The 13,308-nt window shown below is 73.1% G+C and carries 12 protein-coding genes; 7 read left to right on the forward strand and 5 right to left on the reverse strand.

What is annotated here, in order from left to right; all coding sequences use genetic code 11:
• Positions 1–168: 168 nt before the first annotated feature.
• From ACFYM6_RS17665 to ACFYM6_RS17680, 4 genes are all read left to right on the forward strand, one after another.
• Positions 169–1,152, forward strand: coding sequence for a carbohydrate ABC transporter permease (locus ACFYM6_RS17665; RefSeq protein ID WP_387276644.1), 984 nt, complete (start codon positions 169–171; stop codon positions 1,150–1,152).
• A 26-nt stretch (positions 1,153–1,178) separates the two neighbouring features.
• The gene (locus ACFYM6_RS17670; RefSeq protein ID WP_387276885.1) at positions 1,179–2,051 is read left to right on the forward strand and encodes a carbohydrate ABC transporter permease; all 873 of its coding nucleotides are present in this window, start codon (positions 1,179–1,181) and stop codon (positions 2,049–2,051) included.
• Positions 2,048–3,481 carry a GH1 family beta-glucosidase gene (locus ACFYM6_RS17675; RefSeq protein WP_387276646.1) on the forward strand — a complete coding sequence of 478 codons (1,434 nt, stop codon included), beginning with the start codon at positions 2,048–2,050 and terminating at the stop codon, positions 3,479–3,481. Before ACFYM6_RS17670 ends, ACFYM6_RS17675 begins: the two co-directional genes overlap by 4 nt.
• An 83-nt stretch (positions 3,482–3,564) precedes the next feature.
• A complete protein-coding gene (locus tag ACFYM6_RS17680) occupies positions 3,565–4,608 on the forward strand; it encodes a LacI family DNA-binding transcriptional regulator (protein WP_387276648.1) in 1,044 nt (347 codons plus the stop codon).
• A gap of 120 nt (positions 4,609–4,728) precedes the next feature.
• Here ACFYM6_RS17680 and ACFYM6_RS17685 read toward each other — a convergent pair whose 3' ends face one another.
• Entirely contained in the window at positions 4,729–5,940 is a 1,212-nt protein-coding gene (locus ACFYM6_RS17685) for an acyl-CoA dehydrogenase family protein (protein ID WP_387276650.1), read from the reverse strand.
• Positions 5,940–7,010, reverse strand: coding sequence for a phosphotransferase family protein (locus ACFYM6_RS17690; protein ID WP_387276652.1), 1,071 nt, complete (start codon positions 7,008–7,010; stop codon positions 5,940–5,942). Before ACFYM6_RS17690 ends, ACFYM6_RS17685 begins: the two co-directional genes overlap by 1 nt.
• A 150-nt stretch (positions 7,011–7,160) precedes the next feature.
• Between ACFYM6_RS17690 and ACFYM6_RS17695 the strand changes: the two genes are divergently transcribed.
• Together ACFYM6_RS17695 and ACFYM6_RS17700 are read left to right on the forward strand one after the other, a co-directional pair.
• Entirely contained in the window at positions 7,161–7,862 is a 702-nt protein-coding gene (locus ACFYM6_RS17695) for an amino acid-binding protein (protein ID WP_387276654.1), read from the forward strand.
• An 80-nt stretch (positions 7,863–7,942) separates the two neighbouring features.
• Positions 7,943–9,022 (forward strand): GNAT family N-acetyltransferase, encoded by a 1,080-nt coding sequence (locus tag ACFYM6_RS17700; RefSeq protein WP_387276656.1) that lies wholly within the window; start codon positions 7,943–7,945, stop codon positions 9,020–9,022.
• Positions 9,023–9,170: 148 nt separating this feature from the next.
• Here ACFYM6_RS17700 and ACFYM6_RS17705 read toward each other — a convergent pair whose 3' ends face one another.
• Positions 9,171–10,736 carry an aldehyde dehydrogenase family protein gene (locus ACFYM6_RS17705; protein ID WP_387276658.1) on the reverse strand — a complete coding sequence of 522 codons (1,566 nt, stop codon included), beginning with the start codon at positions 10,734–10,736 and terminating at the stop codon, positions 9,171–9,173.
• Positions 10,737–11,089: 353 nt separating this feature from the next.
• On the reverse strand, positions 11,090–11,899 hold the full coding sequence (locus tag ACFYM6_RS17710; RefSeq protein WP_387276659.1) for a hypothetical protein: 810 nt from the start codon (positions 11,897–11,899) through the stop codon (positions 11,090–11,092).
• A gap of 369 nt (positions 11,900–12,268) precedes the next feature.
• Here ACFYM6_RS17710 and ACFYM6_RS17715 point away from each other — a divergent pair, with 369 nt between their 5' ends.
• Positions 12,269–12,799: a DUF488 family protein gene (locus tag ACFYM6_RS17715; protein ID WP_387276661.1), complete on the forward strand. Its 531-nt coding sequence runs from the start codon at positions 12,269–12,271 to the stop codon at positions 12,797–12,799.
• A gap of 1 nt (position 12,800) precedes the next feature.
• Here the strand turns inward: ACFYM6_RS17715 and ACFYM6_RS17720 are convergent, their stop codons facing one another.
• Positions 12,801–13,307, reverse strand: a complete 507-nt coding sequence (locus ACFYM6_RS17720) for a GNAT family N-acetyltransferase (RefSeq protein WP_387276664.1) — start codon at positions 13,305–13,307, stop codon at positions 12,801–12,803.
• Position 13,308 lies beyond the last annotated feature (1 nt).

The raw sequence follows: 13,308 nt of genomic DNA on the forward strand, positions 1-13,308 counted from the left end.
GCGCCGCGGGGCGGGCGGTCGCCCGGCCGCGGGGGGGGGGGGGCGGCGCGCCCCCCCCCCCCCCGGGGGCGGGGGGGCCCCCCGGGGGGGGGGCCCCCCCCCCCCCCGGGGGGGGGGGGCCCCCCCGCCGCGAGGTCACCAACGCCCAACTCCCCGGAAGGACCCGCAATGCGTTCCACTGTCGGCGCGGTGCCACCGTCGCGTGCCGCCTCGCCACCCCCGCCCGCCCCGCCGCGCCGGCGCCGGTCGTACCGGCTCGGCCGTTGGGACATCACCTACTCGCCGTACCTCTACATCGCCCCGTTCTTCGTCCTCTTCGGGATCTTCGGCCTCTTCCCGGTCCTCTACACCGCCTACGTTTCGCTCTTCGACTACGAGTTGCTCAGCGGCACCAAGGAGTTCGCGGGGCTGGAGAACTACCGGGTGCTGATGGCGGACGCCCAGTTCTGGAACGCGGCCTACAACACCGTCGGGATCTTCCTCCTCAGCACCGTGCCGCAGCTCATCGTGGCGCTGATCATCGCCAACCTGCTGAACCGGCAGATGCGGGCCCGCACGCTGCTGCGGATGGGCATTCTCATCCCCAACATCACCTCGGTGGCCGCGGTCGGGATCATCTTCGCGCTGATCTTCGCGGACCGGTACGGCCTGATCAACTGGCTGCTCGGCACCGTGGGCGTCGATCCGGTCGCCTGGCGGGACAACCGCTACGCCTCCTGGTTTGCGGTCGCCTTCATGGTCGACTGGCGGTGGACCGGCTACAACGCGCTGATCTACCTCGGCGCCATGCAGGCCATCCCGAAGGACCTGTACGAGTCGGCCGCGTTGGACGGTGCCTCGGCCTGGCGGCAGTTCTGTGCGATCACCGTGCCGCTGATTCGGCCGACGATCCTCTTCACGGTCATCATCTCCACCATCGGTGGCTTCCAGATCTTCACCGAGCCCCTGATGTACGGGTTCGGCCTGGTCCGCGGTGGCGCGGACCACCAGTTCCAGACCCTGGCCATGTACATCTACGAGCGGACCTTCACCGGCAACGCCGAGTACGGGTACGGCTCGGCGATGTCCTGGCTGCTCTTCATGATGATCATCATCTTCGCGCTGATCAACTTTGCGCTCGTACGCCGGTCGGTGAAGGGGGAGCAGAAGTGACCACCGCGCAGACCCTTCCCCGGTCGGTGGCCCCACCACCGCCGGCTCCGCGACGCCGCCGGCGCACCCCCGGCGTACAGCTCTGGCAGGCCAGCCCGCTGACCTACCTCGCGCTGATCATTGGCAGCGTGTTGTCGATCTTCCCGATCATCTGGTCGTTCATCATCGCCTCCCGGGACAACAGCGCGGTCTACGAGATGCCGCCGAGCCCCGGCGACCAGTTGTTCACCAACATCGACCGGATGCTCGCCAACGAGGACGCCTCGTTCGTCTACGGTCTGGTCAACTCGGCCGTCGTGTCGAGCGTGGTCACCATCTCGGTGATCTTCTTCTCCAGCCTGGCCGGCTTCGCCTTCGCGAAGCTCAGGTTCCGGGGCAGCAACGCGCTGCTGCTGGTCATCATCCTGACCATGATGGTGCCGACCCAGCTCGGCGTCATCCCGCTCTACCTGATGATGGTGGATCTCGGGTGGACGGGCACCCTGCAGGCGGTCATCGTGCCGTTCCTGGTGCAGGGCTTCGGGGTGTTCATGATGCGCCAGTACGCGATGTCCGCGATCAGCGACGAGCTGATCGAGGCGGCCCGGCTCGACGGCTGCTCCACCTGGCGGATCTACTGGAACGTGGTGCTGCCCGCGCTGCGGCCGGCGGCGGCGGTGCTCGGCCTGCTGACCTTCATGCAGACCTGGAACGAGTTCCTCTGGCCGTTCATCGTGCTCACCCCGGACACCCCGACGGTGCAATACTCCCTGAAGATCCTCTCGTCCGGGCCGTACCAGACGGACTACGTGGCCCTGTTCGCCGGCACCGCGCTGGCAACCCTGCCGCTGTTGGTCGTGTTCATCATCTTCGGCCGCCAGATCATCGGCGGAATCATGGAAGGCGCCGTCAAGTCGTGAGCAACCCAGCCAGCCCACCCGCCGTCGGGGTCCTCGACCAGGGGCCGGAACTCACCTTCCCGCCCGGCTTCCTGTGGGGTGCGGCGACCGCGGCGTACCAGATCGAGGGGGCGGCGGCCGAGGGCGGCCGGACCCCGTCGATCTGGGACACCTTCAGCCACACCGAGGGCCGGACGGTGGCCGGGCACACCGGTGACGTGGCCTGCGACCACTACCACCGGATGCCCGCGGACGTGCGGCTGATGGCCGACCTGGGCCTGAAGTCGTACCGTTTCTCGATCTCCTGGCCGCGGGTCCAGCCGGGCGGCGCCGGGCCGGCCAACCAGGCGGGACTGGACTTCTACCGCCGGCTGGTCGACGAGTTGCTGGCCCACGGCATCGAGCCGTGGCTCACCCTCTACCACTGGGACCTGCCCCAGCCACTGGAGGACGCCGGCGGCTGGCCGGCCCGCGACACCGCCGACCGGTTCGCCGACTACACCCGGCTCGTCGCCGACGCGCTCGGCGACCGGGTGCGATACTTCACCACCCTCAACGAGCCGTGGTGCTCGGCGTTCCTCGGCTACGGCTCCGGCGTGCACGCGCCCGGCCGCTCGAACGGGGCGGACGCGGTCCGGGCCGGGCACCACCTCATGCTCGGGCACGGGCTGGCCGTCCAGGCGGTGCGGGCGGCCCGGCCGGAGGCGCAGCTCGGCATCACGCTCAACCTCTACCCGGTGACCCCGGCCACCGACTCGCCCGCGGACGCCGACGCGGCCCGCCGCATCGACGGGCTGGCGAACCGGTTCTTCCTCGACCCGGTGCTGCGCGGGGCGTACCCGGCGGACCTGCAGGCCGACCTGCGCCAGGTCACCGACTTCGGGCACGTGCGCGACGGCGACCTGGGGATCATCTCGGCGCCGCTGGACGTGGTGGGCGTCAACTACTACAGCCGGTACGTGGTCGCCGCACCGGCCCCCGGGGCCGGGGCGGAGGCCTACTGGCGGGCGCCGTCCTGCTGGCCCGGCAGTGCGGACGTCCGGTTCGTCACCCGGGGGGTGCCGGTGACCGACATGGACTGGGAGATCGACGCCCCGGGCCTGGTGGAGACCCTGGAACGCGTCCACCGGGACTACACCGACCTGCCGCTGTACGTCACCGAGAACGGCTCCGCGTTCGTCGACGCGGTGATCGACGGCCGGGTGGACGACCCGGACCGGCTGGCGTACTTCGACGCGCACCTGCGCGCCGCGCACGCCGCGATCGGCGCCGGGGTGCCGCTGAAGGGGTATTTCGCCTGGTCGCTGCTGGACAACTTCGAGTGGGCCTGGGGCTACACCAAGCGCTTCGGGATGGTGTACGTCGACTACGACAGCCAGGCCCGGATCCCCAAGTCCAGCGCCAGGTGGTACGCCGAGGTGATCCGACGTAACGGCCTGGCCGCACAATAGGGCGGAAGGCCAGCCAGTAACGGGTGGCCCGGCACCGACGCCCAAGCAGGTGCCGGGTCCGCCCGACGTCGGAGGTGCAGACGATGACAACGCAGCGCACGCGGTCGCTCGGGCGCCCGACCCTGGACGCGGTCGCCGCCCGCGCCGGCGTGGGGCGCGGCACGGTCTCTCGCGTGGTCAACGGCTCGCCCCAGGTCAGCCCCGAGGCCCGGGCCGCCGTCCAGGCGGCGATCGCCGAGCTGGGGTACGTGCCCAACCGCGCCGCCCGGGCGCTGGTGACCCAGCGGACCGACTCGGTGGCGCTGGTGGTCTCCGAGTCGGGGGAGCGGGTCTTCACCGAGCCGTTCTTCGCCGGCATCGTCCGGGGTGTCAGCTCCGCGCTGCTGGAGACCCCGATGCAGCTCTGGCTGGCCATGGCGCAGTCCCAGATCGAGCGGGAACGGGTCGAGCACCACCTGACCAACCAGCACGTGGACGGCGTGCTGCTGCTCTCCCTGCACGACGCCGACCCGCTGCCCACCCTGCTGGAGGAGCGCGGCCTGCCCACCGTGCTCGGCGGCCGGCCGGCCCGGATGCTGCACCCGAACGCCCAGCCGGCCTGGTTCGTCGACGTGGACAACGTCGGCGGTGCCCGGCAGGCGGTGGAGCACCTGTTCGAACGAGGACGGCGGCGGGTCGCCACCATCGCCGGCCCCCAGGACATGGGCGCCGGCCTGGCCCGGCTGACCGGCTACCGGGAGGCCGTCCAGGCCGCCGGCGGCGAGGTGAACCCGGACCTCATCGCGTACGGCGACTTCAGCGAGGGCAGCGGCACGGCCTGCATGCGCCGGCTGCTGGAGGTCTGCCCGGACCTGGACGCGGTCTTCGTCGCCTCCGACCTGATGGCCTTCGGCGCCCTGCGGGCGCTCCGCGAGGCCGGCCGCCGGGTGCCCGAGGACGTGGCGGTGATCGGCTTCGACGACGCCCCGATCGCCCGGCAGGCCGAGCCGCCGCTGACCACGGTCTTCCAGCCGGTGGAGGAGATGGGCCGGCAGATGGCCCGCCTGCTGGTCTCCCGCATCCGCGGCGAGGAGGTGTCCCCGCACGTCCTCCTCGACACCAAGCTCATCCACCGCGCCTCCGCCTGACCCCCAGCCTCGACCGGACCGCGCGCCCCCGGGCGCGTTGACCATGAGGTTAGCGGTGTGGATTGCCCCGGTTCGTCCCGGCCAACCTCATGATCAACCCGGAGGTCGGCGGGGGTGGGGTCAGGACCAGCGGCGGAGTTCGCGTTTGGCTAGGGAGGCCTTGTGGACCTCGTCGGGGCCGTCGGCCAGGCGGAGGGTGCGGGCCTGCGCCCACAGGGCGGCGAGCGGGGTGTCCTGGCTGACGCCGGCCCCGCCGTACGCCTGGACGGCCTTGTCGATCACCCACTCGGCCATCGCCGGCGTGGCGATCTTGATGGCCTGGATCTCGGTGTGCGCGCCCTTGTTGCCGACGGTGTCCATCAGCCAGGCGGTCTTGAGCGCCAGCAGCCGGGCCTGCTCGATGCGCACCCGGGACTCGGCGATCCACTCCCGGACCACGCCCTGCTCGGCGAGGGGCCGGCCGAACGCGACCCGGTCCAGCGCCCGCCGGCAGAGCAACTCCAGGGCCCGCTCGGCCATCCCGATCAGCCGCATGCAGTGGTGGATCCGCCCCGGGCCGAGCCGGGCCTGGGCGATGGCGAAGCCGCCGCCCTCGGCGCCGACCAGGTTCTCCGCCGGCACCCGTACGTTGGAGAAGTCGATCTCGGCGTGGCCGCCGTGCGGGGCGTCGGTGTAGCCGAACACGGTCATGCCCCGGCGTACGGTCACGCCCGGGGTGTCCCGGGGGACCAGGATCATGCTCTGCTGGCGGTGCCGCTCGGCGCCCGGGTCGGTCTTGCCCATCACGATGAGGATCTCGCAGCGCGGGTCCATCGCCCCGGACGACCACCACTTGCGGCCGTTGACGACAAAGGTGTCGCCGTCCCGGGTGATCCGGGTGGCGATGTTGGTGGCGTCGGAGGAGGCCACCTCCGGCTCGGTCATGCAGAACGCGGAGCGGATCTCCCCCTCCAGCAGGGGCTTCAGCCAGCGGTCCCGCTGCGCAGCAGAGCCGAACTCGGCGAGCAGCTCCATGTTGCCGGTGTCCGGGGCGGCGCAGTTCAGCGCCTCCGGGGCCAAGTGCGGGCTGCGCCCGGTCAGCTCGGCGAGCGGGGCGTACTGGAGGTTGGTCAGGCCGGCGCCGTACCGGGAATCGGGGAGGAAGAGGTTCCACAGGCCCCGCGAACGGGCCTCGGCCTTCAGCTCGGCCATGACCGGCGGGCGTGCCCACGGGTCGCCGGCGGCGGCGACCTGCTCGGCGTGCACCGGCTCGGCCGGGTACACGCACTCGGCGAGGAAGGCTGCCAGCCGGTCGCGCAGCTCGACCGTACGGGCGTCGTACGCGAAGTCCATCACTTGCCCCTGACCGCGTGCAGACCGTGCTCGACCAGCGGCGCCACCAGCTCGCCGATCCGGTCGAAGCCGCCGCCGAGCGTCTGCCCGAGGGTGTGCCGGTAGTGGATCCCCTCGCAGATCACCGCGAGCTTGAAGCAGCCGAGCGCCACGTGCCAGTGCAGCGGGCCGACGTCGACGTCGCTGCGTCCGGCGTACCGGTCGATCAGCTCGGCTCCGGTGGGGAAGCCGGCGCGCGGGCCGAGGCCGTCGGCGACCGGGTTGCCGTCGGCGGCGTCGCTGTCGCCGAGCACGTCCCAGTAGGTCATTAGCAGCCCCAGATCGGCCAGCGGGTCGCCGAGGGTGGCCATCTCCCAGTCGAGCACCGCCCGGACGGCGACCGGGTCGACCGCGGCGAGGAGATTGTCCAGCCGGTAGTCGCCGTGCACGATCCGGCCGGCGTTCGCGCCCTCCGGCACGCTGCCGGCGAGCGCGTCGCGCAGCTCGTCGATGCCGGGCAGCGGGCGGCTGCGGGACCGGTCGAGCTGGCCTGCCCAGCGGCGTACCTGCCGACGCAGGTAGCCGTCGGGGCGGCCGAAGTCGGCCAACCCGACCGCGGCCGGCTCGACCGTGTGCAGCGCGGCGAGGGTGTCCATCATCGCCATGGCCAGGTCGCGCCGCTGCCCGGCGGTGAGCGGGTCGGTCTGTGACCGGGTCCGGTAGACCTCGCCGTCGACCTTCTCCATCAGGTAGAACGGCGCGCCGATCACCGTGTCGTCGGGGCAGAGCAGCAGCACGGCGGGGACCGGCACCTCGGTGGGGGCGAGCGCGGCGATCACCCGGTGCTCCCGGGCCATGTCGTGCGCGGTGGCCAGCACGTGCCCGAGCGGCGGGCGGCGCAGCACCAGCTCCCGGTCGCCGCTGCGCAGCAGGTAGGTCAGGTTGGACTTGCCCCCGGCGATCAGCCGCGCGGTCAGCGGCCCGGCCACCAGCTCGGGCCGGTGCGCCGCCAGGTACGCGGCGAGTCGTTCGAGGTCGAGCCCACCGGGGGCCGAACCGGTCGAGGGTGCGTCGACGGCCGGATCGGTCATCCGATTAGTTGATGGCAGCTCAGCTTTCTTGTCAAGGTCGGATTTTCCCGGCGGGACATGGCGCTGCAACCGGGGCGAAATGGTCCACCGGCAGGCTGTAGCCCAGCCTGCCGGCCGTCTTGGCCGGCCCGCCGAGCGGAGGGATCAGACATGCTGCTGAGAGTTCGGGTGACCCTGCCGGACCGGCCCGGCACGCTCGGCCAGGTGGCCCGCACACTCGGCGTGTCCGGGGCCGACATCGTGCAGGTGGTGGTGCTGGAACGGCTCGGCGGCCGGGCGGTGGACGACTTCACCGTGGTGTGGCCGGGCGCGGCGCGGGTGGAACGCCTCCTAGCCGGGCTGGCCGCCATCCCCGGCGTGCACGTGGACGGGGTGTGGCGGGCGATCGGCGCGCCGACCACCAGCGGCCAGGACGCCGAGCTGCTCGCCCAGATCGCGGCGAACCCGACCGACGGGATCGCCACCCTGGTCGACGCGGTGCCAGGGCTGCTCGCCGCGGACTGGGCGGTGGCCGCGGTCGTACCGCTGGACTGGGCCTCCCGCGGTGGCGCGGGTGAGGCCACCGTCGGGCACGCGAGCTGGCGGACCCCGACCCCGCCCCGGCTGCCGGAGGTGACCCCGCTGCGGGCCCGGGCGACGGCCGGCCCGGACGGCCGGCACCACGCGATCGCCCCGTTCGGGCGCGCCGGCCTGGTGCTGGTGGTGGCGCGGGACCATACCGAGCCGCTCACCGCCCCGGCGTTCCACGCCACCGAGGTGGACCGGCTCGCCCAACTGGTCCGCGCCAGCGCGGTGATCCTCGGCGACCGGCTCGATCTGGTCGGCGCGCCGTCGGTGACCAGCGTGACGTGACGGTGCCCGCCGCGTCACCGCCGGGCAACGGACCCGCAACAGCGGCGCGGCAGGGTCTGGTGGTGGGGAAAGGAGCAGACATGGCGCTGTGGCGGATCCGAGCCACCGTCGAGGACCGGCCGGGATACCTGTCGGTGCTCACGGCGAGCCTCGCGTTGCGCGGGGTCAACATCCTCGCCGTGCAGGTGCACACCACCGAGGTGGGCGCGGTCGACGACTTCCTGGTCGACGCGCCCGACCAGCTCACCGAGGCCGACCTGCGGGCCGCCGTCGAGCGGGGACGCGGCCGGGACTGCTGGGTGGCGCGCAGCGAGGCGCGTGGCCTGGCCGACCAGCCCACCAGGGTGCTCGGCCTGGCCACCCGGCTGGCCAGGGACCCGGAGGCGGCCGGCGAGGCGCTGCGTGCCCTGCTCGGCGCCGACTCGGTGGCCTGGCGGCCGGCGCCGGCCGGCCCGCTCGGCGGGGTGGGCGCGACGACGATGCTGCTGGCCGACCCGTCGGGCGGGTCGTACGAGCTGCGCCGCCGCGAGCCGAGCTTCACCCCGGCCGAGTACGCCCGGGCTCAGGCGCTGGTGGAGCTCGCCGCCACGGTCGCCCGGCGCGACGCCGACCGGGTGACCCTGGTGCTGCCCGACTCGGCCGAGGTGCTGGTCCGGCCGGCCACCGCCGACGACCTGCCGGGGGTGCTGGAGCTGCACGAGACCTGCTCGGCGCGGAGCCGGCAGCGGCGCTACCTGAGCGGTGCCGCCCGGCCGTCACCGGCCCGGTTGCGGCGGCTGCTGGAGCCGGCCCGCGGGCTCACCCTGGTCGCCACGGCCGACTCCGACGGGGAGGCGGAGCCGGTCGTGGCGCTGGCCAACCTGCTCGGCGAGGGGGACGAGGCGGAGGTTGCGCTGCTGGTCCGCGACGACTGGCAGCGGCGCGGCCTGGGCTCGGCCCTGCTGCGGCGGCTGCTCGGGCACGCCGAGCGGGTCGGCTACGCCGCCGTGCTGCTGCACGTGCACGCCGAGAACACCCCGATGCTGCGCGCCGTGCGCCGGCTGGACCGGCCGACCTCGGTGGACCGGGACGGCAGCGTGCTGACCGTGACGGTGCCGCTGCGGGCGCGCCGGGCCGAGGTGCCCCGGCCGGCCGACGCGGCCGTACGACGGTCGCCCTGACTGGACGGTCCCCCGCCGCGCCGGGTGCCGCAACGGCGCGGTACGCCGACGTCGGGCGGGTGACCGGTTCCGGCGCCACCTGACCGACCTCCGGTTCGGGGGACGGCGACCCGGCAGGGCCCCCGGTGCGGGGGCCCTGCCGGTGTCGTCAGGTCGTCGGGTAGCTGCTGTAGTCGGGGAAGTTGCCGTAGAGCCGGCCGTCGCCGCCCACGGTGACCGCCTGTACGAGCAGGTCGCCGCCGACGAACGCGCCCTTCCAGGACGCGCCCCGGCCGCCGAACGGCTCCTCCCGGTCGCCGCGCGAGCGGGGCTTGTTGATGCCCACCTTGAACGCCTGCAGGTCGACGGCGAGCTTGCCGGCCAGCTCCTCGTCGTCGCAGGCGAGGGAGGCGACCAGCGCGCCGTTGGAGGCGTTCATCTGGGCCAGCAGCTCGTCGGTGGTGTCCACCACGACGATGGTGTCGACCGGGCCGAAGGGCTCGGCGTGCATCAGCCGGGACCGCCCCGGCGGGGCGAGCAGCACAGCCGGCGCCACGTACGCGGAGGTGTCCTGCCCGTCGAGGAAGGGTGCCCCGTCGAGCTTGCCCCGGTGCAGCGGCACGGCGCCGCCGCGTACCGCCTCGTCGACCTTGCGGCGCAGCTCCTCGGCCTTGGCGGCGCTGATCAGCGGGCCGAAGTCCAGCTCGGGCAGCGGGTCGCCGGCCGACCAGTCGGCGCCGACGGCGAGCGGGTGTCCGAAGCGTACGGAGCGGACGACCGGCAGGTACATGTCGAGGAACTCGTCGACCAGGTCTCGCTGGACCACGAACCGCGGGTACGCGGTGCAGCGCTGCTTGCCGTACTCGAAGCCCTTCTTCAGGTGCGCGGCGAGCAGGTCCCACTGGGAGAATTTCCAGATGCCCCAGGCGTTGAGGCCCTCCTGCTCGATGAAGTGCCGCTTGTCGGAGTCCAGCAGCGCCGCGGCCACCTTGCCGCCGTTGGACCGGCCGCCGACGAACGCCACCGCGCCGATCTCCGGGGCGCGCACCAGGACCTCGGAGAGTTCCTCGCCGCTGCCGGAGACCAGGGTGGCGGGCAGCCCGGCGCGGCGCATCAGGGCGTGCGCCACGGTGAGGCAGACCGCGCCGCCCTGGGACGGGGTCTTGGCGATCACCGCGTTGCCGGCGAGCAGTTGCACCAGTTCGGCGTGCACCAGCACGCTCATCGGGTAGTTCCAGGAGGCGATGTTGCTGACCGGGCCGGGCAGCGGTTCGCGGCCGTCGGCGAGCATCCGGTCGATCTCCTGCACGTACCAGCGCACGCCGTCCAGGGCGCGGTCGACGTCGGCACAGGCCAGCCGCCACGGCTTGCCGATCTCCCAGACCAGCAGCATGGCGAGCAGGTCACGGTGGGCGGTGAGCGCGTCGAGGGCCTCGGTGACCCGGGCCTTGCGGTCGGCGAGCGGGGTCCGGGCCCAGTCCCGGTGGGCGGTGGCGGCGTGCGCGACGGCCCGGCGCGCCGCGTCGGCGTCGAGCCGGGCCAGGTTCACCAGGACGGTGTGGTCGACGGGGGTGCGCACCGGGGTCGGCGCGCCGACCGCCTGCCATCCGCCTTCGATCAGGTTGTGCAGGGTGGCGCTGCCGTCCGGCGTGGTGCCGAAGGCTTCCGGCGCGGCGGCCACCGCGCGGGCGAGGGTGTCGGACCAGGAGGTGCCGTCGGCGAGTCTGAGAGCCATCGCGATCTCCTCAGGGTTGTCCAGGGGAGCGGCGGCGTCGATGGCACCGCTGGTGAGGCGTACTGTCCCGCGCGGTCGAGCGCGCGGGCAACCGTACGCTCGTATGCCAGGACGCCGGGTCCACCGGTTGGCGCCGGCTGTGGTCGTCCCGCACTGGCGTCCACCTGGGAATACGTGGACATTCCATCGATAGTTATCGTTTATGTGATCCACGTCGGGCGGTCGGCGGCCGGGTTGTCCGTCAATGCCCGCCAGGGTTCAGTCGCGCAGCGCCGCGATCGTGCCGGTCCGCACAATGACGGAACCGGCCGCCGGACGGAGGTCCGACGGCCGGTTCCCAGGTGGCGCGGAGGTCAGCTGGTGAAGGTGACCTTGTCCCGGCGGCGACGCAGCGTCATCAGCACGACGCCGCCACCGATAAGCAGGACGCCGGTGAGCGCGATGCCGGTCGCGGCCACACCGGTGAGCGGCAGACCGCCCTCGCTGCCACCGCCACCCACCGAGGTGCTCGGCGAGACCGAGGTGCCACCGGTGGGGGTCTCCGACGTGGAACCGGACGGCGACTCCGAGGCCGACGGCGACTCGGACGCGGACGGCGACTCGGACGCGGACGGCGACTCGGACGCGGTCGGCGACTCGGACGCGGTCGGCGACTCGGACGGGGTCGGCGACTCGGAGGAGGAGGGCGACGGGGAGGGCGACGGCGACTCCTCGCCGCCGGTGCCGGCGCAGGTGTGGCTCAGGTTGAACTTGTCCGCCGTGCCGCTGATCACCGCGCTGCCGTCGACCAGCGTCCAGCCGGCCGGCGTGAACAGGTACGCGTGGATGGTGCGCCCGTTGTTGCCCCCGGTCGAGTAGAGGTGGTCCGGGTAGGCGTCGGACGCGTCCGGGATCTTCACCTCGACGTTTGTGGTCCCGTCGGTGAAGGTCAGGCTCAGGCTCTCGAAGTTCCCGGACGCGTTGCCGCCGGGCAGGACGAAGTGCCAGCCGTCCTGGTTATCCGCCTTGTCGGCGAACCGCTCGTCGCTGCACTCCTGATTGAAACCGGCCGCGGTCGAGCCCTTGTGCGCCGGGTTGAGCGGGGTGGTGCTGGACGCCCAGGCCGGGGTGGCGAGAGCGAGGAGGGCCGTGGCGGCGGCTGCGGTGAGAGCCGCGCGCGCCACGCGCCGACGCTGTGGCATGAGTATTCCTCCGAGATTGAGAGAGGGGACGGCACATGATCCCATAAGCCCTCTCGGATAGCGACATCGGACGATCAGGCTGAGCTGGACAGACGGCCGACCTGAAGCGGACGTCGGGCAAAGATCAGGCCGCTTTCAGCGCATGTCGATGTAACGCAGAGCGGGGCTGGCGTGCTGCGCCGGCATGGCGCTCGAAGTGCTCGCGCATGTCATGGCCACGTCGGCCGACCGGAGGACCCAGGGTCGCTCTCGTTGACAGGGTTGGCTCGTAGGGATTCGGCGTTGTCGCCCTGGGGTGGGCCGTGCGCCAACTGCCGGTTGGACGGCGGCGATCCGGGACAAGCTGACGCGGTGAAGCGGGAGTTGCTGACGGTGGGGCACGGGGCGGCCGACCGGGAGCGGTTGGGGGAACTGCTGACCGGCGCGCGGATCGCCCTCGTGGTGGACGTACGGCGGTACCCGGCCAGCCGGACCAACCCGGACGTCCGACGGGAGGCGCTCGAACGCTGGCTGCCGGAGCGGGGCATCGCCTACCGCTGGGAGCCCCGCCTCGGCGGTCGCCGGCACGTGCGCGCCGGGGAACCGGAGCCGGACACCTGGTGGACGGTCGCCGCATTCCGGGCGTACGCCGCCTACACCCGGACGCCGGAGTTCGACGCGGCGCTGGACGAGGTGCTGGCCGACGCGGCCCGGCGGACGACGGCGGTGATGTGCAGCGAGAGCGTCTGGTGGCGCTGCCACCGGCGGCTCATCGCCGACGTGGCGGCACTCGGGCGCGGGGTGCCGGTGCGGCACCTCATGCCGGACGGCCGGCTCAGTCCGCACCGCCCCGCGGCGGGTGCCCGCCGCCTACCCGACGGCCACCTGGTCTGGGACGGCTGACTCAGTCGGCCAGTTCGTGGGCGAGGAGGTCCATGAGGAGACCGTCGTGCCAGCGCCCGTCCGCGCCGCGCTCGTACCGCCGCATGATGCCCACCGGGCGGAAGCCCACCTTCGCGTACGCGCGGATCGCCGCCGTGTTCGCCGCCGCAGGGTCGATGGTGAACCGGTGATGGCCGTACTCGTCGACCAGGTGCCGGGCCAGGGTGCGGATGGCGTCCCCGCCGAGGCCGGCGCCGCGTACCGCCGGGTCGAGGAAGATGTCCAGGCTGGCGTGGCGGTAGTCGGGGTCCGTCTCGGCGTACCACTGGATGGCGCCGACCACCCGGCCCTCGTGCTCGATGGCGTACACGGTCAGGTCGTCGTCGGCCAGGTCGGCGCGGACCGCCTCGGCGAGGTCGTCGCCACCGCGCCACCAGCGCCTCACCTCGGGGGTGGCGCGGATCGCGGCGAGGGCGGGCACGTCGGCGTCCGTCGCCGGTCGTAACGTCACCGCCCGCCCCTGCAGCACG

Origin of the sequence: Micromonospora sp. NPDC006431, from assembly GCF_042870725.1 — a bacterium.
In the GTDB taxonomy this organism is placed as follows: domain Bacteria; phylum Actinomycetota; class Actinomycetes; order Mycobacteriales; family Micromonosporaceae; genus Micromonospora.